The sequence below is a fragment of the Paraburkholderia sp. BL9I2N2 genome, from assembly GCF_004339745.1.
Taxonomy (GTDB): Bacteria; Pseudomonadota; Gammaproteobacteria; order Burkholderiales; family Burkholderiaceae; genus Paraburkholderia.
Map to the genome: position 1 here is coordinate 241,311 of NZ_SMGP01000005.1, position 20,681 is coordinate 261,991.

Here is a 20,681-nt window from a genome sequence, read left to right on the forward strand (position 1 = left end):
TATCATGAACGCATGGCTACCGTACTCGTCAATTCCGTCCAGCATCACCCGGCCAACCGGAGCGGCCGCGACTTCGTGGTCGGGGATCTGCATGGCTGCGTCGATGCATTGCGCTATCTGCTGCGCGTGATCACGTTCGACCCGGAGCGCGACCGGCTCTTCTCGGTCGGCGATCTGGTGGATCGCGGCGAGAATTCCGAACTGGCTCTGGCGCTGCTCGACAAGCCGTGGTTTTTCGCCGTGCTCGGCAATCACGAAGACACGCTGTGCGCGGTCGCCGACGGGCGCTTGCGGCGTCAATGGTGGTACGGAATCGGCGGCATCTGGGCGGCGCAGCTATCTGACGAACGCTTGCAGCATTACGCAGAAATCCTGCGCGGGTTGCCGCTTGCGCGCGTGGTCGGCAGCGGCAAGGAGCGCTTCAATATTCTGCATGCCGAATTCTTCGGCTCGGACGCGGAGCTCGACGCGGGGAATTTCTCCGCCGACACCCGCCAGCGATTGTTGTGGGGCCGCGACCTGGCGTTGGGCAACGGCGATCCGCAGCGGCAGCGCGGTCTCTCGCTGACCTATTGCGGCCACACGCCGATGCGCGACATCAAGCAGGTCGGCTCACAGGTGTTCATCGACACCGGCGCGTTCGGGCCAGGCGGCAAGCTCACGATCGTGGAGCCGCTGGCCTTGCGGCGCTGGTCCGTCTCGACCGAAGAGGCCCGCGCGGAAGGCGCGGCGGCGCTGGCGCTGCCTTGACGGCGGCGTTGGCGACTGCGCGCGCAGGCCACGCGCAGTCCATTTAGGCCGAGCTATCAGCCGACCTGGCTGAGTTCGAACACCATATCCACGCTCGTGCCATTCCAGTTGTATTCCAGATACGCCGCGTGATGGCAGTCGCGCAGCAGCGTCGTTTTGAACGCGGCGAGGCACTCGCCGCCGTCATCCCGTACCGACGGATACACGATACCCGGCGCACCTCCCGCGCGGATGGCCCGGCCGAGAGACTGCCCGGCCAGATAGTCATCCGGCGACAGCACCGCGAGATCCACCGATGCGTCGCCGCGAATGTCCACCACGCTGCCTTGCGCGGCGACGGTGTAAAGACGCATCTGCTGGCGCATGGGCGGCTCGGCCGTCGCTTCCAGAAATTTCCCTGTGTGATAACGCGTTTCGGCGATCGCGGTGGCGCGTGAGCGCGCGCAATAGAACACGCCGTATGTGCCGTCCGAGAAACGGCTGCCGAGCGGATTCAGATGCGTCAACGCGGCCATGATCGGCCCGTAGCCCGGTCCGAAACGGCGTTCTTCGCGCGGCACCAGATCGAGCTCGCCGACTTCGGTGCGCAGACGGTCGTTGGTCATGGCTTCGAGCGCGTACAAGGCGTCGAAATCTTCCGGCGAAGCGACCCGGTCGAACAGATTGACGGCCGGAAAGCGCGTCGGAATCACGCGATACGCGGGCGACCAATCGAGCGGCGCCGTGCGCCAGCGGTCCTGCCAATGCGGTTGTGTCACGCCCAGCCGCCTCGCATTGCGTCCAGATACTGGCGCACCGCCACGAGGTCGCTGATGTTGCCCGCCAGCATGCGGTCCAGCGCGCGGCGGCCGCCGAACGGCGGCGCGCTGTTGGGACGTTTGATCCAGGTGTCGGCGGCACTGGCTTGCGGCAACAGGATTTGCAGCGCTTTATAGATGCCGAGCAGCAGTGACAGGCGTTCTAGCGTGTCGCGCCCGAGGCGGGCCGTTTCAGGCGCCGACTTCCATTTGAAGTAGGTGGAGCGGCCCGGCGAGCCGAGCAGCACGATCTGTTCTTCCGCGTTCAGGTCCCAGTCGTGCGCGATTTTGAAGAACGCGCGTAGACCCGCCGCGGACATTTCCGTTAGCGTGGGTTCCGAAACTGGCCGACGAATCGGCGCTTCGGGCTGGGTGGCACGGGCAGCGTGAGCCATGAGTGGGTAAGTCCTAATTTGTACTTGAAATTGATATTAGTCTAAATGTGGATTTTTGCAAGAGAATATAATCCGGGCTCGTCATAAAGTCGAAGATCAGGAGAAGCAGGAGATGGGCGTTCGAGCAGTTGCAGCAGGAGCGGCGCTTGCCGTGTGGTGTGTGTCGGGCGCGGCCATGGCCGCGGGTTATGCCGAAGTATGGAACCCGCCCGAGGCGAGCGGGCATGTCACGAAGCCGGGCAAGAAGGTCAAGTCTAGCGCCGGTTCGAAGACAGCGTCGAAGGCCGCTTCGAAGCACGTGACAGCGACGACGGGGCATGGCAACAAGCCGGCGGCGCATGCCAGCGTGAAGAAGGTGGCGGCCAAGGGCGCCGCGAAGAGCGGGTTCAGCGCGACGCATGGAGGCAAAACCCAATCGAAAGCGGCCGTGATGGCGCAGAGTAAAAAGCCGCACGCGCAGTTCGTCCAGACCCAACCGAGCCAGGGCAAGGTCGTGCACGCGAATCTGGTGGTCCCGGCTCGTCAGGCTAACCCGCAAACGGCCAAGGTCGCGGCGAAACCGGCTGCATCCCACGTGAATGTGCCGGCGCCGTCCGCAAACGTTCAAGCCAATCCGGCGAACGCAACGAGCAATCCCGCCACGGCCAGCAGCGGTTCGCTGCCGCCGATTATTCACTGATCCGCGGTCAAGCCGCGCGTTTGCGCTTCGGTTTGCTGCCTGGCGCCCCCAACGCGGTGCGCCCAAGTTCGACGATGCGCGCCGACAGCTTTTCCAGGCGCGGCGACTGGACCTTCCACGCGTGCCAGTACAACTCGACGTCGGTGGGCTGCTTCGGCGCCAGGTCGATCAGATCGCCGCGCTCTAACGCATCGCCGAATTCCAGTTCGGGCACCATGCCGTACGCCAGGCCGCGCTGGATCGCCATGTAACGCGGGACCGGCGCGGGCACGTAGTGACAGGGATAGGCTTCCGGCGGCAGGCCGAAGCGCGTCTCGAGAAAACGCGCCTGCAACGCGTCCTTGCGTGAGGACAGGATCACCGGCGCGCGCCGCGCGCTTTCGCGCGTCAAGCCATTCGGAAACCATCGCTGCACGAACGCCGCCGACGCCACCAGCCGGTAGCGCATGGCGCCGAGCCGTTCGGCGAAGCAGCCGCCCATGGGCGCCGGTTCGGTGGTGATGCAGCCGATCGCGAGGCCGGAGGCGAGCAGGGCGTGCGTGTGGTCCTGGTCGTCGACGGTCAGGTCGAGCAGCACGTTTTCTTGCAGCAAGATGTCGGAGAGGGCGGGGAAAAACCACGTCGACAGCGTGTCCGCATTGACGGCGGCGGCGACGCTAAGGAGCGCTTCGTCGGCGCGTGCAAGATCGCTGGCGAAATCGTCTTCGAGCAGGGCGGCGCGCCGCAGATATTGCAGCAGACGCTGGCCCATCTGCGTCGCACGGCACGGCCGCGTGCGCACGATCAGTGGGTTGCCCAGCCGTGTTTCGAGCGCCCGCACACGCTGCGATACCGCCGACGACGTGAGATTCAGCCGCACAGCGGCCTGCTCGAAGCTGCCGGTTTCGATGACCGCGCGGACGGCGGCGGTTTGTCGAGGGTCGAGGTCCACGGATCTACTTTGAAAGGGATAACTTTTCTAGCTTAAGCGAAAGGCGGCGAAGTTTATCCGCGGGGGAAGGCGGTGAGTCGTTTTGTCATTGCATCGCCAACCCGTTGGTCACCAGCCGCAAGGTCTCCGCCGACCGCTCGTCCCTAACCCGCGAATGCAGCGTGACGCGCGATTCCGGCAGCGCCGGCAAACCGAGCCGCACGCCGACGTCGATCAGGCCGCGCGGCGCCACGCGGCGCGCCAGCGGCGACACCGCCAGGCCCGCCGCCACGGCCGCGCCGACGGCCGCCACGCCGCCGCCGACGAATACTTCCTGCCAGCCAACGCCCGCCTGCGCGAGCGCTCGCAGTGCCACGTCGCGCACGTTGCACGGCGGGCTCAACAGCGCCAGCGCCAATGGCTCGCCGACTCGCGGCAACCACGCCGGCGTGGCGAGCCAGCCGAGCGGTTCGCTAAAGAGCACCTGGGCGTCGTCGCGTGGCGGTTCGTCGGCGCCGTAGCGGACGATCACCGCGTCGAGGCGGCGTTCGTCGAATTGCGCGAGCAGCGCGGCGGACATGCCCAGATGCAATTCGATCACCAGCCCCGGATCGTGCGCATTGAGCCTGCCGAGCAGGAGCGGCAAGTCCGGTCCCGCGACATGCTCGCTGAGCCCCAACGCGAGCCGCCGGCGCTCGACCGATAGCGACCCCAGCGCGCGTTCATGCGCATTCAGCAGGTCGCGCGCGGCGCTGAGGAACGCATTGCCGTCCGCGGACAGGCGCACCACACGCGGCGTACGCTCGAGCAATTGCTTGCCCAGATGGGCTTCCAGCCGCTTGAGCTTGAGGCTGACGGCCGATTGGGTCGTGTCGAGCGCATCTGCCGCACGCGTGAAGCTACGCAGGTCGGCGACCAGAACGAACGCTCGAACCGCGTCGAGATCGAGAACTTTCATTTTCGATGGATATAGATGAAATCATCAATGATGTCTGTTTATTATGACTGAGTGCGCCTAAGCTGTGTTTACCCAATCAACCGCAGCCAAGGAGTTTCATCATGCCGCTCACACGAATCGCATTGCGCGCAGGCAAGTCCGCCGAATACCGGAAGGCGGTGACGCAGAGCATCCAGCGTTCGCTGGTGGACACCTTCAACGTGCCGAAGGACGACATCTTCATGCTGATCACCGAGCATGAGGCCGGCAATTTTGTGTACGACGATCAATATCTGAACGTGCAGCGAAGCGATGATCTCGTGATCATTCAGATCACGCTGAACAACACGCGCACGCTCGAGATGAAGAAGGCGCTGTACAAGCGTATGGCGGACGAACTGGCGGAATCGCCCGGGCTGCGACGCGAGGATGTATTCATCAATCTCGTCGAGGTGCTGAAGGAGAACTGGTCGTTCGGCAACGGCATCGCACAGTACGCGTTGTGAAGATTGCGGCCATGACATGACGTGAAGACGGGCGGCCATGCCGCCCGTCGTTCGTTAGAAAAGCGGCAACGTTACGCAATCGTATCGATCACGCCGCCATCGACGCGTAGCGCCGCGCCGGTCGTCGCCGAGGCCTGCGGCGAGCAGACGTAGACGACCATGTTCGCCACTTCCTCGGTGGTGGCCGCGCGCTGGATGATCGAACTGCTTCGGTGCTCGCGGACGAACTCCGTGGCGACCTGTTCGACGGTTTTACCTTGCTCTTTCGCGGTGTCTTCGACCATCGAACGGAAGCCGTCGGACAGGGTCGGTCCGGGCAGCACGGCATTCACTGTCACGCCGCTGCCGGCCGCCTGTTTGGCGATGCCGCGCGCGATGCTCAATTGCGCGGTCTTCGAAAAACCATAGGCGAGCATATCCGGCGGAATATTCAATGCCGACTCGGACGAGATGAACACCACGCGGCCCCATTTGCGCTCCATCATCCCTTTCAGGTAGTGGCGCGTGAGCCGCACGCCCGACATCACGTTGACCTGAAAGTAGCGCTCCCAGTCGTCGTCTTCGGTGGTGAAGATGTCGCCGGGTCCGAAGACGCCGAGGTTGTTCACCAGGATATCCGTCTGCGGCACGGCTTTCGCCAACGCGTCGCAACCTTCCAGCGTGCCGAGGTCGCCCGCGAAGCCCTGCAATTTCGCTTGCGGCGCGGTCTTGCGGATCGTCTCGATCGCGCGGTCCACCGCTTCCTGCTTGCGTCCGTTGATAATGGTCTGCGCGCCTGACGCGGCAATGCCGGTGGCGATCGCAAGCCCGATGCCCGCCGTGGATGCGCTGACGATAGCGGTCTTGCCCGATAGATCGATGTTCACTGTCTTGCTCCTTGTTGACGTTGCGGCGCGCCGGCCAAAGCCGGCGCGCCGAAAATGCAAAGGGCGTGGTGTTCGAAGCGTCGAACTGAAAGTATCCCATCTATCCCGCTTCGAAGTCGGCTGGCCGCGCGGCCGGTGACGCGGGTCTGCGTCGCTATAATGATTCGTCGTCCTTTCCTCGCTCATCGACTGCTCCTCGCCATGACATCCGACCACACCGATCCTTCCCGCGACAATCTCGAGCTCGGCGGTTCCGTCTGGTTTCAGGCGGGCGCGCAGACGCTCGGCGGCGCGTCGCGGATCGCGCTGCTCGCGGCGATCGGCGAGACCGGCTCGATCACCAGCGCGGCCAAAGCCGTCGGCATGAGCTATAAAGGCGCGTGGGATGCCGTCGATACGATGAACAATCTCGCCGGCGAGCCGCTCGTGGTGCGCCTGACCGGCGGCAAAGGCGGCGGCGGCACCACGCTGACGCCGCGCGCTGTCAAGCTGATCGAGACGTTTCGCGCGGTGGAACGCGAGCACCAACGCTTTCTCGAACGCGCGGGCGCGGCGATCGAAGGATTCGCGACGGACTGGGATCTGATTGGCCGCATCGGCGTGAAGACGAGTGCGCGCAATCAGCTGTATGGCACGGTGTCGGCGATCACGCGCGGCACTGTCAACGACGAAGTCGTGCTGACGCTGTCCGGCGGCCATGCGATTGTCTCGGTCATCACGCATGAAAGCACCGAGACGCTGGACCTCGCCGAGGGCGCCGCGGCGTTCGCGTTAATCAAGGCGTCGTGGGTCGTGCTGCTCGTCGACAACGAAAGCGGTGCGCCGCTCAAGCTCTCGGCGCGCAATCAGTTGCGCGGCACGGTGCAGAGCGTGAAGCGCGGCGCGGTCAATGCCGAGGTCTCGCTGGTGCTGGATGGCGGCGCGGTGATTACCGCGGTCGTCACGAATGAGAGCGTCGACACGCTCGGCCTCGTGGAAGGCGGGAGCGCTGTCGCCGCGTTCAAGGCGTCGAGTGTGATTCTCGGGGTGAAGGACTGAGCGCGCGAAACGCTAACGATCGAGTCAAGGCTCGCTGCGCGCATAGCCGGCGAACGGATGATCCTCGCGCACGCAGCCATCGCTGACCTGCACGACCTGATCGCCGAAGGCGGCGACATCGTCGGGATCGTGCGTGATCAACACCATCGGAATATCGAGCCGTGTCTGCAGATCGGACAACTCGCGGCGCATGCGCTGACGCAAGACGCTGTCGAGCGCCGAAAACGGTTCGTCCAGCAACAGCACCTGAGGTTGCGCGACGAGCGCTCGCGCCAGCGCCACGCGCTGCTTTTGTCCACCGGAAAGCTGCGCCGGATGGTTGCCCGCCACGCTCTTCAACTCCAAGGCATCGAGCCAGTAATCGATCTGCGGATGCGCGATCCGCTTGCGCGGATTGAGCCAACCCTGCTGCAAACCGAAGCCGATGTTCTGCCGCACATTCAGATGCGGAAATAGCGCGTAATCCTGAAACAGATAGGCGAGCTTGCGCGCCTGCGGTTTCAGATCGACGCCGCGCACGCTGTCGAACAGCGCGTTGCCGTGCAGCGTGATCGAGCCTTCGTCGGGACGCAGCAGGCCGGCGATAGCCTGCAACGTCAGACTCTTGCCCGCACCCGACGGCCCGAACAGCACGACGCGTTGCGAGGTCGCGTTGAAGGCGACATCGAGCGTGAAACGTCGCTCGGCGCTCTGGAAGGTCTTGCGGATGTCGACGGCGAGCAGCATATCAACCCGACTTCAACAACGTGTGCTGCGGCACGAGACGCCCCGCAAGCAACAGGATCACGACGCACGTCACCGAGGTCACGAGCACGAGGAAATTCGCGGTGCTGTCGTCGCCGGCCTGCACGGCTGAATACACCGCTACCGACAGCGTCTGCGTGCGTCCCGGCAGATTGCCCGCGATCATCAGCGTCGCGCCGAATTCGCCGAGCGCCCGCGCGAACGCCAGCAGGCCGCCGGCGAGAATGCCACGCGCGGCGAGCGGCAGCGTCACGCGAAAGAACACGGCCGTCTCGCTGACGCCGAGCGTGCGCGCGGCGCGCTCGAGTTGCGGATCGACGGCCTCGAAGGCGGCGCGCGCCGATTTCAGTACAAGCGGAAACGCCACGACCGTCGACGCGATCACCGCGCCCTGCCAGGTGAACACCAACTGGATATCGAAGCGGTCGAGCCAGCCGCCGATCACGCCACGCCGTCCGAGCAGAACGAGCAGGTAATAGCCGAGCACGGTGGGCGGCATGACGAGCGGCAGCATCAGCAGCGAGTCGATCACGTCGCGCGCGCCGGAGCGCCAGCGCGACAAACCGAAGCCCGCCGCGACGCCGAATACCAGATTGAGCGCGGTGGCCCAGCCCGCCACTTTCAACGACAGCAGAAGCGGAATCCAGGCCTGTTGCATGAGCGTGAGTCGTCCCGGTGAAGTTAGTGCGCGGGCTTGAAGCCGTACTTGGCGAGCACGGCCTGGCCGGCCGGCGACAGCACGAAGTTCATGAACGCTTGCGCGTCCGCTGCGTGGCGGCTGCCTTCCACTTGCGCGATCGGATAGGTGATCGGCGTTTGCGTCGGCACGTTGAGCGCGACCTTGACCTTGTCCGGCATGACGGCGGCGTCGGTGCTGAACACGAAGCCGGCGTCGACTTCGCCACGCGACACATAGTCGAGGCTCTGACGCACGTTCGAGGCCAGCACCGCCTTCGCGCTCACCGCATCCCACACGCCCGCGGCCTGCAGAGCGCCCTGGGTGTATCGGCCGACCGGCACGGAAGCCGGATCGCCGTACGCGACGCGCTTCACGCTCGCCGAAGTCAGATCGTTCAGAGCGGTCGGCGCGAAATGGCTGTCGGTCGGCACGATCAACACCAGTGAATTAGCGGCGAAGTCGCGGCGCGTGGCCGGCACGATCACTTTTTCGGCGGCGGCCTTGTCCATGGCCTTTTGATCCGCGGACGCGAACACGTCGGCGGGCGCGCCCTTGACGATCTGCTGCATTAGTACGTCGGAGGCGCCGAAGTTCAGCAGCACCTTGGTGCCCGGATGCTGCTGCTCGAACACTTCACTGACCGCCTTGAACGCGTTGGTCAGGCTGGCGGCGGCGGAAACCACCAGTTCGTCGGCGTGCGCGTTGGCGCTGATGGCGACGGAGACAGCGCTGGCGACGAACAGCGCTTGCTTCAGAAGGCGGCGGGAGAGTGTCATGAAGGATTGGAAGTCCGGCGTGAACCGGATCGGCGGGTTAAAACGCTATCGTAATATATGAAAGGTTATAACGGTGGCCCATGACAATTATTCAGCCGTGCGCATGAAGCGGCTCGTCGAGCAACGGGAGATGATTCAGGCGTCGGACGAATGCGGCGGCGCCAGCGTGTTGAGCGTTTGCGACAGCGGCGCCGTGGCCGGACGGACATCGCGTACCGCCTTCCACTTCGCGCGAATGAACGGCCGGTCATGACCGGACACTTTCAGCGCGATATGCGTGACCCAGCGCTGCGTCGGTACGTGCACGCCGTGCACCAGCACCGCGAGGACCATCATGCTGACGGCGACGGGCAGAACCGACAGCCGGCCCGGCTCCGCATGCCACGCGAGGCGGACGAACACCAGCGCCGCCAACGCGCCGGTCAGGCAGCCGGTGATGGCTTCAGACGGCGAGTGAGCGCTCAGCACGACGCGCGACAACCCCACCGCGATCCCCGCGGCAAGGCCGAGCAGCACGCCGGCCAGCCGGATGCCTGGACGCGCCGGCAACAGTATGAGGAACAGCACGACCGGATAGACCGCGGTGGATAGCATGGCATGGCCGCTGACGCCGGTGAAGTCCAGCTCTCGCACGCCGACACCCCAGCCGAGGAATGCCAGCTTCGTCACCGTCACAATGCCGATGGCCGCGCCGAGCAGCAGCAGCCAGCCCGCCGCCATGCGCCATGTGTAGCCGACCGCCAGCCACAACGCGATGGCGAACGCGAGCGGCAGCGTCATGCCGGCGCCGCCGAGGCTGGTGATCGAATACCAAAGGTGGGCAGGTAAATCGGGCATGGCAAAAAGCGCGACCAAGGCCGCGTAGAATCGGGTTGGTGGTGGGTAACGCACGAGCGGCGCAATTCGCCCACTCGGCCGGCGCGGCGTAAGTCGCGCGCGGCAAAGAATCAACCGCCAGTATAGACGGGTGCTGCAGGGCGGCGCGCCGCGCACGTAGCTTTTTGCCGCTTAACGTTAGCTGACGAACAAGTGATAAAGATTCGGCCGACAAATGGCAGATAAACAGCGGACGAGCCTTGCCGGGCTTTGACGCCAGCCTCGTGACAAGGTTCGCCGGGCGGAAAATTCGGTCCCGGATAGCATTCCAGGGTTCCAGCATCGCATGAGGATTGGTGTTATTGTGCATTGCACAACAAAGCGCCGTTCTACCGGACGGACCCTGTCCCTTTTTGCGAGGTTTTTCCGCCAATGGCAAAAAGTCTATCGAAAATCTGGCTGCGCGGTCTGAAGCGGCTGCTCGCGATCCAAACCGAGCACGCCCGCAAAACAACCAAGCGCACAACGACGCGACCGGCCCGGCCCGCCACCAGTAAGCCGTCCACCAAAGTTCGCCCGGTCAAGCTGGATGCGGTGGTGCGTGCGCCCGCCAAGCGCGAAGTGCCGCGCGCCGCCGCTCGCGAGTCGCGGGTGCGTCCACGCGCGTCGGCATGGGCAAGCGGCTCGTGGACGCGCTCGTTCCACTCGGCGCCCGCCGCGCCCGGCCGGCTCGTCAATCATCTTCAGTACGGCTTGTATGTCCCGACCGGCCATGCGCTCGAGGCCATGCCGCTGGTGGTGATGCTGCACGGCTGCACGCAGTCGATCGACGAATTCGCCGAAGGTACGCGGATGAACGTGCTCGCCGACCGCTTCGGCTTTGCCGTGGTTTATCCGGAACAGTCGAAGCACGTGCACTCGCACCGCTGCTGGCATTGGTACGACGCCGGCGATAGCGCCGGCGGTGCCGAAGCGCGAGCGGTGGTGTCGCTGGTGGACGCCTTGGTCGCGCAGCATGGTTTCGACAGCGAGCGCGTGTACGTCGCCGGAATCTCCGCCGGCGCCGGCCTGACGGCGCTTCTGGCCGTCAACTATCCGGAGCATTTCGCAGCGGTCGCGCTGCATTCCGGCCCCGCTTTCGGCGAGGCGCGTTCCGGCGTCGCGGCGATGGACGTGATGCGGCGCGGTGCGCGCCGCGAACCGGCCGAACTGGTCGACGAAACCGCCGACGTGGCGCGTTACCCCGGCATGCCGGCCATCATCATCCACGGCGACGCCGACCATGTGGTCTCGCCGATCAATGCCGACCAACTGGCCGTGCAGTTTCTCCGCCTGAACCGCATCGTCGACCAGAACGGCGCGCGCAAATCCGGTGAAGTCCGCGAGGACCGCAAGGGCGGCGTGGTCATGCGCGACTACCTGCGCGGTGGGCGGCGTGTGGTGCGGCTGTGCCGTGTGCAAGGGCTTGCCCATGCCTGGAGCGGCGGCGACGACGCCGTGCCGTTTCATTCAGCCAAAGGTCCCGACGCAAGCGCCATGGTGTGGGAATTTTTCAAGCACCAGCGCCGTACAGGCACAGGCCGTATCGCGGAAGCGGACGCCGCAGCGGCCTCAGCGGGCGCACGGTGACGTTGGAGCAACACTTCGAAATGAGTGCTGGCGCGTTACTAGGGTTTTCCCTATAATACGGGTTATCCCTTAGGCGTTAACGCCTAAACTCATTGCCGAGGTTGACCATGTATCTGCTTAGCCGCCTGTTTCTGTTTCTGACCAAATCGCCCGATCAACTCGCGAAAGAACGCGCTGACGCTTTCCTCGCCGAAGCAACGGATCTGTACGATCTGGAATTCCGTATGCGTAAGCTGGACCGTGAGGCGAACCTTCGCCAACCGTCGTGGATGAGCCAGCACTAAGCTGCGCAAGTCAAAAACATCGGCGCGGATTGCGACGCCGGTGTTCGGGTGAGGCGCCCCAAGCTGTCGCAGATTGTCGCAAGCGCTCAGACAGCCGGATTCAATTGCCACAACGCGTGATTCAACACCGCGGCGAACGCCACCCAGGCGACATAGGGCATCAATAATCCGCCTGCCCAGCGGTCTCGTCGCCAGAATGCCCATGTCAGCGCGACGATCAATATCAGCAGTATCAAAATATCGGCCAGCGCCACGCCCGGTCGATGCAGGCCGAAAAAGAGCCACATCCAGGCCGCGTTGAACAGCAACTGCACCAGCCATAAAACGATCGATGCGCTCAGGCCGTCGCGTTTCCACACGCGCCAGGCGGCAATCGCCATCAGCACATACAGCACCGACCACGCCGGCGGGAACACCCAATCCGGCGGATTGAACGCGGGCTTTTGCAGCGCCACGTACCAGGCGTCAGGCAAAAACCGGCTCGCAACGAATGCGGCTGCGAACGCCAAAACAAGAAACACCAGCAGCGACGGCAATCGGCGCATCCCGAGGCTCCTTCAGATATACAGAATCAAAGCAAAGCGGCGTAAGCGGGTGCTCACTTGCCGAAACGGGCCAGCGTGCGCGCCCGCGCTTCGGCATGGTCGACGATCGGTGCCGGATAGTCCTTGCCCAATACCACGCCGAATTCCGCGAGCCGGTCCGCTCCCGCCAGCCACGGCGCGTGAATCCACTTCGACGGCAGCTTCGCGAGCTGGGGCAAATAGCGTTTGATAAAGCGTCCTTCGGCGTCGAATTTTTCGGACTGCGTGATCGGATTGAAGATCCGGAAATAAGGCTGCGCGTCGCATCCCGTCGACGCCGCCCACTGCCATCCGCCGTTATTCGCCGAGAAATCGAAGTCGTTCAACTGTTCGGCGAAGTACCGTTCGCCGAGCCGCCAGTCCACGCCCAGATCCTTCACCAGGAAGCTCGCTGTCACCATCCGCAAGCGGTTGTGCATATAGCCGGTGCGGTTCAATTGCAGCATCGCGGCGTCGACGAGCGGGTAGCCCGTGCGGCCGTCGCACCACGCGGCGAACGCTTCGTCCGCCTCCGGGCCCTGTTCCCAGCGCAGCCGGTCGTACTCCTCCTTGAACGACGCGCCGCTTGCGAGCCGCGGATGATGCGCCAGGATCATGAAGTAGAAGTCTCGCCAGATCAGCTCCGACAGCCACGTCGCGGAGCCTTGCCCGTCGGGTTGCAGCGACATCTCGTGGGCGAGGCGCGCAAGTGTGCGAATCGAGACCGTCCCGAAGCGCAGATGCATCGACAGGTAGCTCGGGCCTTTGGCGGCGGGGAAGTCGCGCCGGTCCTTGTAGCTGTGGATACGCGTCGCGAAGTCGTCGAGCAGATGCTGCGCGCCGCTCATGCCGGTGGGCAGGTCCAGTTCCGCCAGGTTGCTCGGCGTAAAGCCGAGTTGAGCGAGCGTCGGTAACCGGCGGTCCAGCTTCGACGGCGGCGCGGCCAGATGCTTCGTGTAGGTTTCCACGGGATACGGCTTCAGATCGAAGGCCGTCAGTTGCCTGAGCCATGCGTTCTTGTACGGCGTGAACACCGTGAAAGGCTTGTTCTGGCCAGTGAGCACCTCGTCGCGCTCGAAAATCACCTGATCCTTGAACGTCAGCCACTGGCGTCCAGCTTCAGCGAGCCGCTCGCGGACCGTCTCGTCGCGCTCGATGGCGACCGGCTCGTAGTCGTGATTCGCGAAAACCGCGTCCGCGCCGAGTTCGTCGGCGAGCTTCGGCACCAGGTCGGCGGGTTCGCCGTACAGCACGATCAGGCCGCCGCCGTTCGCGCGCAACGCTTCGTCCAGTTCACCCAGCGCCGCAAGAATCAACTCGATGCGGCGATCCTGCGGCTGCGTATCGGGATGACGAGCCTGCCACGCGTCGACCAGCGGTTGCAGGATCGTCGTGTCGAACACGAATGCGCACCACACGCTTTCGCAATGCTTGAGCGCGTAGTAGAGCGCGGCGTTGTCCGTGCTGCGCAGGTCGCGGCGAAACCAGACCAGACCGGTGTCGAAGGAGTCGTTCAGTTGTCGGACGCGTGTCATCAGGAACGTGGAGAGTGGAACTAAGTGCGTGGCCGCGCTATCGCCGGCCGGGAGCGCTGCAAGCGACGGTATGGCCCTGCGTCGCACATCGCATGCCGCGTCGGTAAACGCCACAGCGCCCGCTCCTATTGTGCAGGGTGCGGGCGCCGTGCGTGGCAGGCGGCGAGGTTTTCCGCGCCGCTCAAGCGGTTCTTTAGCGATGCATCGAATCCGTCGCTTACGCGATTTGCAAACGGACGTCGACGTTGTTACGCGTGGCGTTCGAGTACGGGCAGACCTGATGCGCTGCGTCGACCAGTTCCTTCGCCGCGCCGGCGTCCAGACCCGGCAGCGAGACGCGCAGATCGATGTCGAGTGCGAAGCCGCCCTTGTCGTTCGGGCCGATGCCGACTTCCGCCGTGACTTGCGTGTCCGCCGGCAAGGTCTGCTTCTTCTGGCCGGCGACAAACTTCATGGCGCTCAGGAAACACGCCGAGTAGCCTGCTGCAAAGAGTTGTTCCGGATTCGTACCTGCTGCGCCGGTGCCGCCCAGTTCACGCGGTGCTGCCAGCTTAACGTCCAATGCATTGTCCGACGATACTGCACGGCCGTCGCGGCCACCGGTGCTCGTTGCGCTTGCTTTGTAGAGGATGTTCATGGTGCTGTTCCTATGTCTGGGTTGTCAGGATCTGCAAATTTGCCGCTCTTTGCCGAGCCCGCCGTTCTGGCGGAGCGCTGTCGCAGCGGCATGTGAGTAAGATAGTACACAAATCATTTGTGTGCAAATGAATTTTTGCATCATAGCGATAACGCACGTTTTGCAACGGGCCGACTAGAGGTCCATGTAATCGTTGAGGGTGGTGCGCAGGCGAGTCAGGTCGTCGCGCAAACGCAGCAGAAATTCGGGCGTCTGCTGGGTTGCGCACAAGATTTCCGCGGGCACTTCGCGCGCCTGGCGCTTGAGCGCCGAGCCGGCTTTGGTGAGCCGGATATACACGAGACGCTCATCTTCGACGCCGCGCACCCGCTCCAGCAGCCCTTGTGTCTCGAGACGCTTGAGCAGCGGCGTGACCGTCGCCGAGTCGAGGTTCAGGCGCGCGGCCATGTCTTTGACCGTGACGTCGTCGCTCTCCCACAGCACCAGCATGGCCAGATATTGCGGATACGTGAGGCCCAGCTTGTCCAGTAGCGGCTTGTACGCCTTCGTCATGGCAAGCGAGGTCGAGTAGAGGGCGAAGCAGAGTTGCTCGTCGAGCGTGAAGGGCAAAGCGGAGCGCTGGGTCATGGTGCATCTCGTATAAAAGAGCGTGCAAATGGATTGCGTGCAAACCATTGTGCCGCAAATCGGCACACTTTGACGAGTGCAGCTGGAGATTCAGGAAACAGCGAAGGCATGCGCTGCCGAGAGGGCAGCACAGGCGCGGGCGCCAGAACAGCGCCCGCGCCCGAACGGAACTCAAGCCGCTGGCGTGGTCGGCAAGTCCGGTGCTTCGGGCGTTTGCACGCCAAAGCAGCCGCGATAGGTCGCGTAGAACGAGCAGTACAGCATCGTGGTGACGATCATCGTGGCGGGCATCAGGATCGCAAACGCGAAGTCGCCCGCGCCCAGCGCCTGCATCAGCGCCGACAAGCCGAGCGACACCGTCAACGCCACCGCAAACCACAGCGCGCCGAACACGATAAACGCACCGCGGTTGCGCCAGCAACTGACGAGGCTGAAGAACATCGCCTTGACGGGCGGCACGTCGTGCCACGCGGCGAGAATCGGCGAGAACCAGAAAATCATCGCCACCGGAATGTAGACCGCGAAGGCCGTGATCACCGCCAGCGGGATATTGCTGTTGGCGATCGCGTCCTGATCCATCGCGGCGGCGCCGAGCATGACCTTCAGCAGCATGCCGCCGTCGGCGAGTGCCGAAGCGGCCAGCACCAGCGCCATTGCGACGACGTAGAGCACGCCGAGCACCAGCAGCCGTTTGGCGACCACCGGGCCGTACGAGTGAAAGCCGTCCACCAGAATGGTCGGAAACACCGGTTTGCCGGCGATCGTGTTGCGGCACGCCGCCATGAAGCCGACCGCGACGCCCGGAATGAAGGCGAGCGGCAACACGCCGCCGACCACCGGAATCTGCGACACGAGCGTCATCACCAGCAGATAGGTGAAGAACAGCGTCAGGAACGCGAGCGGGTTCTTGCGGAACAGCCAGATACCCTGCCGGAACCACACATAGCCGGCTTTCGCGGGGACTTCGATCAGTTGCATGAGGTATGGATGCCTGGAAGTGCAACGCCGGTTAGGCGTTCGCGCAGAATGCGCTCGAAATGGCCGGGGTCGTGCGGTTTGAGCAGTTCGGCCGCGCGCGGCAAATGAAAATCATACAGGCGCGAGACCCAGAAGCGGTACGCGCCCGCTCGCAGCATGTCGCCCCAATGGCGGTTTTCTTCGACGGTGAAGGGGCGCACGGTCTGGTAGGCGCGCAGCATGGCTTCGGTGCGCGCGTCGTCGAGTTTGCCGGTGGCGAGGTCGACGCACCAGTCGTTGACCGTTACCGCCACGTCGAACAGCCACTTGTCGCAGCCGGCGAAATAGAAGTCGAAGAATCCGCCGAGGCGCACTTCGTGGCCCGTGTCCGGCGCGGCGTGCGCGAACATGGCGTTATCGCGGAACAGGTCGGCGTGGCACGGGCCTTCGGGAAGCGCGACGTAATCGGCCGAGGCGAAGAAGGCTTCCTGATGCGCCAGTTCGGACGACAGCAGATCGCGTTGCTCGCCTTCCAGAAACGGCAGGATGGTCGGCACGGTTTCCTGCCACCACGGCAGGCTGCGCAGATTCGGCTGATAGCCCGTGTAGTCGCGTCCTGCCAGGTGCATGCGCGCCAGCATTTGCCCGACTTCGATGCAGTGCTCGACGCCCGGCGCCAGTTCCGGCGCGCCCTCGAGCTTGGTCACGATGGCGGCGGGCTTGCCATGCAAGGTGCCGAACAGCGCGCCGTCTTCGCGCGGCATGGGGTCCGGTACCGGCACGCGATGCGCAGCCAGATGCCGCATGAGGTCGAGATAGAACGGCAGTTGTTCGGCCGTCAGCTTTTCGAAAATCGTGAGGACGTATTCGCCGCGCGTCGTCGTCAGAAAGAAGTTGCTGTTCTCAATACCGGAGGAAATGCCGCGAAATTCGACGACGTCGCCGAGATCGTAATGGCTCATCCATTCTTCAAGTTGGGGTTCGGTGACAGCGGTGAAGACAGCCATGCGGGAAACGTCAGATCAGGTTGGTCGGGCTGGCGCGGTGCGGCCAGTGCGATGTGCGGCAAATGCGGTATCGGAAAAGCGTTCTTGCGGGGCCGTGAAGCGCTGCGGCATTTCAACGCGTTACCACCAGCGTGAGACCCGGCAAGCAGACTGAGGCCCGGGACGGCGCCTCGCGGGCGCCTGGATCGGGGCGGCGCCGACACCGGGCACCGCCCTGGAATGCATCAATAGGCCAGGTGCACCGACGGCAAACGCGTGCTTGCACGGCCGTTGTCGCGCACGGTGGGCGACGTGTCGAGCGGCGCGCTCATCTGATAGCGCGTGCCGAGGTTCGAATGCACGTTGATTTCGACGGGCTTGCCTTTGTCGCGGTATTCGGTGATTTCGGTGCCGTTGGCGCTGCGTTCGTAGAAGCTCGGCGTGCGCGGGACGTTGATTTCAACCTTCGAGCTGACCTCGGCGGCCGGACGATTGATCTTTTCCAGATCGGGCAAACCGGCCCGTTCGTTGGCGGACTGGGGCGCGCCGGGAGCCGGTGTATCGTCGACAGGCTGGGCAGCCATCGCGGCGTTGCCGAAGGCGAGGGCCAGCGCAACGGCGACGGGAAGGAGCGGCTTCATGGTGATTCTCCAATATGGTGCCCCGATTCTAGCAAATCCCACCTGGTCCTCGGGCGCGATCGCCTTATTTTGCGCCGCTTTCGCGCGGCGTGCGCGCAATCTTGCGAGTAGCGCCGCAGCGTGTGTTGCAGCACCGCCAGGTGATTTGGCGAGTCACGGTTCCGTGGTAATGTGGCCTCATCATTAGAGGCGAATGAAGATGAACAACGATACCAATCAACGCGCGGTGCAGACTCCCGCCAACAGCTTCCCAACCGAATCCTTCGACGACGCGACCGAGGCCGTCACCCGCCTCTCGGCGATCTACGAAGCGAACACTTCGTTTCTGCGCGACGCCTTCGCGCGCTATCGCCGCAACGAACTGTTCGAACGCCGGGTACGCGCCTGCTATCCGTTCGTGCGGGTGTGCACCGAGGTCAACACGCATATCGACTCGCGCCGTTCGTATGGCTTCGTCGCGGGTCCGGGCGTGTTCGAGACGACCGTCACACGGCCCGATCTGTTCGGCAACTACTATCGCGAGCAATTGCGCCTGCTGGCAAAAAATCATCACGTGCAGATCGAAGTCGGCGTGTCGGACCAGCCGATTCCGATTCATTTCGCTTTCGCCGAAGGCATCCACCTCGAAGGCGATCTGGATCGCGAGCGCCTGTTCCTGATGCGCGATGTGTTCGACACGCCGGACCTGGCGCTGCTCGACGATCGTATCGTCAACGGCACGTATGAACCGCTGCCGGGCGAGCCGCATCCGCTCGCGTTGTTCACCGCGGCGCGGGTCGATTTCTCACTGCATCGGCTGAAGCACTATACGGCGACCTCGCCCACGCATTGCCAGAACTACGTGCTGTACACGAACTACCAGTTCTATATCGACGAGTTCGTCAAACTCGGCCGCACGATGATGGCCCATACCGACGACGAGGAACTGCGCGCCTATCGCAGCGAATACACGTCGTTCGTCGAGCCCGGTGACGTGGTCACGTACAACGCGAATCTCGGCGAACAGGAGCAGGAAGGCACGGCGCCGCCACGTTTGCCGCAGATGCCCGCGTATCACCTGAAGCGCGCGGACGGCAGCGGCATCACGATGATCAACATCGGCGTCGGGCCGTCGAACGCGAAGACCATTACCGATCACATCGCCGTGCTGCGCCCGCATGCGTGGATCATGCTCGGCCACTGCGCGGGCTTGCGCAATACGCAGCGCCTCGGTGACTATGTGCTGGCGCACGGCTATGTGCGCGAGGATCACGTGCTCGACGACGACCTGCCACTGTGGGTGCCGATTCCGGCGCTCGCCGAAGTGCAGGTGGCGCTGGAGCGCGCGGTCGCACAGGTCACGCAGCTGGACGGCGTCGAACTGAAACGCGTGATGCGTACGGGCACGGTGGCGAGCGTGGACAACCGCAACTGGGAATTGCGCGATCATCGCGAGCCGGTGCAGCGGCTCTCGCAAAGCCGCGCGGTTGCACTCGACATGGAGAGCGCGACGATTGCCGCGAACGGTTTCCGTTTCCGCGTGCCTTACGGCACCTTGCTGTGCGTGTCGGACAAGCCCTTGCATGGCGAATTGAAACTGCCCGGCATGGCGGATCAGTTCTATCGCGCGCAGGTCGATCAGCATCTGCAGATCGGCGTGAAGGCGATGGAGCTATTGCGGATGAACGGGCTGCATCGTTTGCATAGCCGCAAGCTGCGCAGCTTCGCGGAAGTCGCGTTTCAGTAAGCGGCTTCTTGGACAGACAAGGGCGAGCGCCACTACCGCGCGCTCGTGCTCGATCAAGGTCAAAGCTGCCCGAAGCCCGCCAGCCCGATCAAACTGCCGACCGCCAGAAGCCACAGCGGATGAATGCGCGTCGTCATCGCCATGACAACGGTGAAGGAGGTGATCGCCCACGCGATGGCCGTCGTGTTCGACGCTTCGGCAATCAGCGCCGCGCTCGCCGCGATGATGCCGGCGGTCACCGGCATCAGTCCCAACTGCGCGTAGCGCCGCCACGGGCGGTCCTTGAATCGCTCCCATGCATGCACCGCGAGGATCGTCACCAGCGACGACGGCCCGAACTTCGCGACCGACGTCACCAGCATGCCCGCCCAACCGGCCACGTGCCAGCCGATCAGCGTGACGATCATCAGATTCGGCCCCGGCGCGGCTTGCGCGAGTGCGAATAGCGCGCTGAATTCGCTGGCCGGCATCCAGTGATGCACGTCCACCACTTGACGCTGCATCTCGGGAAGAATCGTATTGCCGCCGCCGAACGCGAGCAGCGAAAGCTGACTGAAAATAACGGCGAGGGCAATGAGCGTCTCGTTCATCGTGCCCTCCTCGACGCGATATAGATGCTGAGCGGCGTCAACACCAGCATGGTGGGCAGAAGCGGCAGCCGCATGATCGCAATCGCAATGAAGCCGAGTGCCGCGATGAGCGCGGCCAGTGGGCTACGCCGCAGCGGCAGCAGGATTTTCACGGCCATCGCGATCAACAGGCCGGCCGCGGCGGCGGCGAGACCCGCGAACAGATGGCGAACGTACGGGTCGTTTTGCGTGTGCTCGTACAGCACGCCGAGGCCGATCACCACCAGCGACGGTCCCGCGATCAGTCCGAGCAGGCCGGCCAGCGCGCCCGGCACGCCGCGAAAGCGCATGCCCATCGCCACCGAGAGATTGATCACGTTGCCGCCCGGTAAAAAACTGGCAGAGGCCCAGCAAGTCGGTGAATTCGTCGGCGCTCAGCCAGCGGCGTTGTTCGACCAATGCGCGCCGCGCCAGCGGCAGTGCGCCGCCGAAGGAGATCAGCCCGAGGCCGAGAAAGCCGCCGAAGATTTCCCGCAATGTGGGCGTAGGCGCCAGCACGGGCTCGGACGAGGTGAGATCGTGGTCCATTGGTTAGCTTCCAGTTCAAGCTCAGGAGGTTAGCGCCGAACCGGCG

24 protein-coding genes and 1 pseudogene are annotated in these 20,681 nt (G+C 64.1%); 7 read left to right on the forward strand and 18 right to left on the reverse strand.

All coding sequences use genetic code 11. The annotated features are described in order from the left end of the window. Window positions 1–12 precede the first annotated feature (12 nt). Window positions 13–750 (forward strand): metallophosphoesterase, encoded by a 738-nt coding sequence (locus B0G74_RS42705; protein ID WP_207915805.1) that lies wholly within the window; start codon window positions 13–15, stop codon window positions 748–750. A 56-nt stretch (window positions 751–806) separates the two neighbouring features. Here the strand turns inward: B0G74_RS42705 and B0G74_RS42710 are convergent, their stop codons facing one another. Together B0G74_RS42710 and B0G74_RS42715 are read right to left on the reverse strand one after the other, a co-directional pair. After that, on the reverse strand, window positions 807–1,508 hold the full coding sequence (locus tag B0G74_RS42710) for an RES family NAD+ phosphorylase (RefSeq protein ID WP_132383682.1): 702 nt from the start codon (window positions 1,506–1,508) through the stop codon (window positions 807–809). Further along, window positions 1,505–1,942: an MbcA/ParS/Xre antitoxin family protein gene (locus B0G74_RS42715; protein WP_132383684.1), complete on the reverse strand. Its 438-nt coding sequence runs from the start codon at window positions 1,940–1,942 to the stop codon at window positions 1,505–1,507. Before B0G74_RS42715 ends, B0G74_RS42710 begins: the two co-directional genes overlap by 4 nt. A 112-nt stretch (window positions 1,943–2,054) precedes the next feature. Between B0G74_RS42715 and B0G74_RS42720 the strand changes: the two genes are divergently transcribed. Further along, the gene (locus B0G74_RS42720) at window positions 2,055–2,621 is read left to right on the forward strand and encodes a hypothetical protein (RefSeq protein ID WP_132383686.1); all 567 of its coding nucleotides are present in this window, start codon (window positions 2,055–2,057) and stop codon (window positions 2,619–2,621) included. 7 nt (window positions 2,622–2,628) lie between these two features. Here B0G74_RS42720 and B0G74_RS42725 read toward each other — a convergent pair whose 3' ends face one another. Both B0G74_RS42725 and B0G74_RS42730 read right to left on the reverse strand, forming a co-directional pair. Then, window positions 2,629–3,552: an HTH-type transcriptional regulator ArgP gene (locus B0G74_RS42725; protein ID WP_132383688.1), complete on the reverse strand. Its 924-nt coding sequence runs from the start codon at window positions 3,550–3,552 to the stop codon at window positions 2,629–2,631. Window positions 3,553–3,637: 85 nt separating this feature from the next. Next, on the reverse strand, window positions 3,638–4,489 hold the full coding sequence (locus B0G74_RS42730) for a LysR substrate-binding domain-containing protein (RefSeq protein WP_132383690.1): 852 nt from the start codon (window positions 4,487–4,489) through the stop codon (window positions 3,638–3,640). Between the two features lie 101 nt (window positions 4,490–4,590). On the opposite strand from B0G74_RS42730, the gene B0G74_RS42735 reads away from it, so the two are divergent. Beyond that, on the forward strand, window positions 4,591–4,974 hold the full coding sequence (locus B0G74_RS42735; protein ID WP_132383692.1) for a tautomerase family protein: 384 nt from the start codon (window positions 4,591–4,593) through the stop codon (window positions 4,972–4,974). 71 nt (window positions 4,975–5,045) lie between these two features. Here B0G74_RS42735 and B0G74_RS42740 read toward each other — a convergent pair whose 3' ends face one another. Further along, window positions 5,046–5,840 (reverse strand): SDR family oxidoreductase, encoded by a 795-nt coding sequence (locus tag B0G74_RS42740; RefSeq protein WP_132383694.1) that lies wholly within the window; start codon window positions 5,838–5,840, stop codon window positions 5,046–5,048. 201 nt (window positions 5,841–6,041) lie between these two features. Between B0G74_RS42740 and B0G74_RS42745 the strand changes: the two genes are divergently transcribed. Next, window positions 6,042–6,878, forward strand: a complete 837-nt coding sequence (locus B0G74_RS42745) for a TOBE domain-containing protein (RefSeq protein ID WP_132383696.1) — start codon at window positions 6,042–6,044, stop codon at window positions 6,876–6,878. 24 nt (window positions 6,879–6,902) lie between these two features. Here B0G74_RS42745 and B0G74_RS42750 read toward each other — a convergent pair whose 3' ends face one another. From B0G74_RS42750 to B0G74_RS42765, 4 genes are all read right to left on the reverse strand, one after another. Then, complete coding sequence (locus B0G74_RS42750) at window positions 6,903–7,604, reverse strand: ATP-binding cassette domain-containing protein (protein ID WP_132383698.1); 702 nt, start codon at window positions 7,602–7,604, stop codon at window positions 6,903–6,905. 1 nt (window position 7,605) lies between these two features. Further along, window positions 7,606–8,280, reverse strand: a complete 675-nt coding sequence (gene modB / locus B0G74_RS42755) for a molybdate ABC transporter permease subunit (RefSeq protein WP_132383700.1) — start codon at window positions 8,278–8,280, stop codon at window positions 7,606–7,608. A 23-nt stretch (window positions 8,281–8,303) separates the two neighbouring features. After that, window positions 8,304–9,077 (reverse strand): molybdate ABC transporter substrate-binding protein, encoded by a 774-nt coding sequence (gene modA / locus B0G74_RS42760; RefSeq protein WP_132383702.1) that lies wholly within the window; start codon window positions 9,075–9,077, stop codon window positions 8,304–8,306. Between the two features lie 135 nt (window positions 9,078–9,212). Beyond that, complete coding sequence (locus B0G74_RS42765; protein WP_132383704.1) at window positions 9,213–9,914, reverse strand: phosphatase PAP2 family protein; 702 nt, start codon at window positions 9,912–9,914, stop codon at window positions 9,213–9,215. Window positions 9,915–10,325: 411 nt separating this feature from the next. On the opposite strand from B0G74_RS42765, the gene B0G74_RS42770 reads away from it, so the two are divergent. Together B0G74_RS42770 and B0G74_RS42775 are read left to right on the forward strand one after the other, a co-directional pair. Then, window positions 10,326–11,522, forward strand: coding sequence for a PHB depolymerase family esterase (locus tag B0G74_RS42770; protein WP_132383706.1), 1,197 nt, complete (start codon window positions 10,326–10,328; stop codon window positions 11,520–11,522). A gap of 107 nt (window positions 11,523–11,629) precedes the next feature. Then, a complete protein-coding gene (locus B0G74_RS42775; RefSeq protein WP_132383708.1) occupies window positions 11,630–11,806 on the forward strand; it encodes a DUF3563 family protein in 177 nt (58 codons plus the stop codon). A gap of 86 nt (window positions 11,807–11,892) precedes the next feature. On the opposite strand, the gene B0G74_RS42780 is transcribed toward B0G74_RS42775, so the two are convergent. The 7 genes from B0G74_RS42780 to B0G74_RS42810 form a co-directional block, all read right to left on the reverse strand. Beyond that, a complete protein-coding gene (locus B0G74_RS42780; RefSeq protein WP_132383710.1) occupies window positions 11,893–12,351 on the reverse strand; it encodes a TspO/MBR family protein in 459 nt (152 codons plus the stop codon). A gap of 53 nt (window positions 12,352–12,404) precedes the next feature. After that, a complete protein-coding gene (locus B0G74_RS42785; protein ID WP_132383712.1) occupies window positions 12,405–13,904 on the reverse strand; it encodes a deoxyribodipyrimidine photo-lyase in 1,500 nt (499 codons plus the stop codon). Between the two features lie 217 nt (window positions 13,905–14,121). Next, on the reverse strand, window positions 14,122–14,541 hold the full coding sequence (locus B0G74_RS42790; protein WP_106282649.1) for an organic hydroperoxide resistance protein: 420 nt from the start codon (window positions 14,539–14,541) through the stop codon (window positions 14,122–14,124). Window positions 14,542–14,715: 174 nt separating this feature from the next. Further along, window positions 14,716–15,168 (reverse strand): MarR family transcriptional regulator, encoded by a 453-nt coding sequence (locus B0G74_RS42795; RefSeq protein WP_132383714.1) that lies wholly within the window; start codon window positions 15,166–15,168, stop codon window positions 14,716–14,718. Between the two features lie 171 nt (window positions 15,169–15,339). Next, the gene (locus B0G74_RS42800; protein WP_132383716.1) at window positions 15,340–16,146 is read right to left on the reverse strand and encodes a BPSS1780 family membrane protein; all 807 of its coding nucleotides are present in this window, start codon (window positions 16,144–16,146) and stop codon (window positions 15,340–15,342) included. Next, window positions 16,137–17,132: a homoserine kinase gene (locus tag B0G74_RS42805; protein ID WP_132383718.1), complete on the reverse strand. Its 996-nt coding sequence runs from the start codon at window positions 17,130–17,132 to the stop codon at window positions 16,137–16,139. The genes B0G74_RS42800 and B0G74_RS42805 overlap by 10 nt, the downstream gene beginning before the upstream one ends. A 224-nt stretch (window positions 17,133–17,356) precedes the next feature. Further along, window positions 17,357–17,752 carry a hypothetical protein gene (locus B0G74_RS42810; RefSeq protein ID WP_132383720.1) on the reverse strand — a complete coding sequence of 132 codons (396 nt, stop codon included), beginning with the start codon at window positions 17,750–17,752 and terminating at the stop codon, window positions 17,357–17,359. 199 nt (window positions 17,753–17,951) lie between these two features. On the opposite strand from B0G74_RS42810, the gene B0G74_RS42815 reads away from it, so the two are divergent. Next, window positions 17,952–19,478, forward strand: coding sequence for an AMP nucleosidase (locus B0G74_RS42815; protein ID WP_012428586.1), 1,527 nt, complete (start codon window positions 17,952–17,954; stop codon window positions 19,476–19,478). Window positions 19,479–19,537: 59 nt separating this feature from the next. Here B0G74_RS42815 and B0G74_RS42820 read toward each other — a convergent pair whose 3' ends face one another. Next, the gene (locus B0G74_RS42820; RefSeq protein ID WP_132383722.1) at window positions 19,538–20,068 is read right to left on the reverse strand and encodes a chromate transporter; all 531 of its coding nucleotides are present in this window, start codon (window positions 20,066–20,068) and stop codon (window positions 19,538–19,540) included. Beyond that, window positions 20,065–20,635 (reverse strand): annotated as a pseudogene (locus B0G74_RS42825) (chromate transporter). Before B0G74_RS42825 ends, B0G74_RS42820 begins: the two are co-directional and overlap by 4 nt. Window positions 20,636–20,681: the final 46 nt, after the last annotated feature.

Bases quoted from the DNA above. Each gene is read 5' to 3' on its own strand.
- B0G74_RS42705 (WP_207915805.1), top strand. From the start codon at position 13: ATGGCTACCGTACTCGTCAATTCCGTCCAGCATCACCCGGCCAACCGG.
- B0G74_RS42715 (WP_132383684.1), bottom strand. From the start codon at position 1,942: ATGGCTCACGCTGCCCGTGCCACCCAGCCCGAAGCGCCGATTCGTCGG.
- B0G74_RS42720 (WP_132383686.1), top strand. From the start codon at position 2,055: ATGGGCGTTCGAGCAGTTGCAGCAGGAGCGGCGCTTGCCGTGTGGTGT.
- B0G74_RS42730 (WP_132383690.1), bottom strand. From the start codon at position 4,489: ATGAAAGTTCTCGATCTCGACGCGGTTCGAGCGTTCGTTCTGGTCGCC.
- B0G74_RS42735 (WP_132383692.1), top strand. From the start codon at position 4,591: ATGCCGCTCACACGAATCGCATTGCGCGCAGGCAAGTCCGCCGAATAC.
- B0G74_RS42745 (WP_132383696.1), top strand. From the start codon at position 6,042: ATGACATCCGACCACACCGATCCTTCCCGCGACAATCTCGAGCTCGGC.
- B0G74_RS42750 (WP_132383698.1), bottom strand. From the start codon at position 7,604: ATGCTGCTCGCCGTCGACATCCGCAAGACCTTCCAGAGCGCCGAGCGA.
- modB (WP_132383700.1), bottom strand. From the start codon at position 8,280: ATGCAACAGGCCTGGATTCCGCTTCTGCTGTCGTTGAAAGTGGCGGGC.
- modA (WP_132383702.1), bottom strand. From the start codon at position 9,077: ATGACACTCTCCCGCCGCCTTCTGAAGCAAGCGCTGTTCGTCGCCAGC.
- B0G74_RS42765 (WP_132383704.1), bottom strand. From the start codon at position 9,914: ATGCCCGATTTACCTGCCCACCTTTGGTATTCGATCACCAGCCTCGGC.
- B0G74_RS42770 (WP_132383706.1), top strand. From the start codon at position 10,326: ATGGCAAAAAGTCTATCGAAAATCTGGCTGCGCGGTCTGAAGCGGCTG.
- B0G74_RS42775 (WP_132383708.1), top strand. From the start codon at position 11,630: ATGTATCTGCTTAGCCGCCTGTTTCTGTTTCTGACCAAATCGCCCGAT.
- B0G74_RS42780 (WP_132383710.1), bottom strand. From the start codon at position 12,351: ATGCGCCGATTGCCGTCGCTGCTGGTGTTTCTTGTTTTGGCGTTCGCA.
- B0G74_RS42785 (WP_132383712.1), bottom strand. From the start codon at position 13,904: ATGACACGCGTCCGACAACTGAACGACTCCTTCGACACCGGTCTGGTC.
- B0G74_RS42790 (WP_106282649.1), bottom strand. From the start codon at position 14,541: ATGAACATCCTCTACAAAGCAAGCGCAACGAGCACCGGTGGCCGCGAC.
- B0G74_RS42795 (WP_132383714.1), bottom strand. From the start codon at position 15,168: ATGACCCAGCGCTCCGCTTTGCCCTTCACGCTCGACGAGCAACTCTGC.
- B0G74_RS42800 (WP_132383716.1), bottom strand. From the start codon at position 16,146: ATGCAACTGATCGAAGTCCCCGCGAAAGCCGGCTATGTGTGGTTCCGG.
- B0G74_RS42805 (WP_132383718.1), bottom strand. From the start codon at position 17,132: ATGGCTGTCTTCACCGCTGTCACCGAACCCCAACTTGAAGAATGGATG.
- B0G74_RS42810 (WP_132383720.1), bottom strand. From the start codon at position 17,752: ATGAAGCCGCTCCTTCCCGTCGCCGTTGCGCTGGCCCTCGCCTTCGGC.
- B0G74_RS42815 (WP_012428586.1), top strand. From the start codon at position 17,952: ATGAACAACGATACCAATCAACGCGCGGTGCAGACTCCCGCCAACAGC.
- B0G74_RS42820 (WP_132383722.1), bottom strand. From the start codon at position 20,068: ATGAACGAGACGCTCATTGCCCTCGCCGTTATTTTCAGTCAGCTTTCG.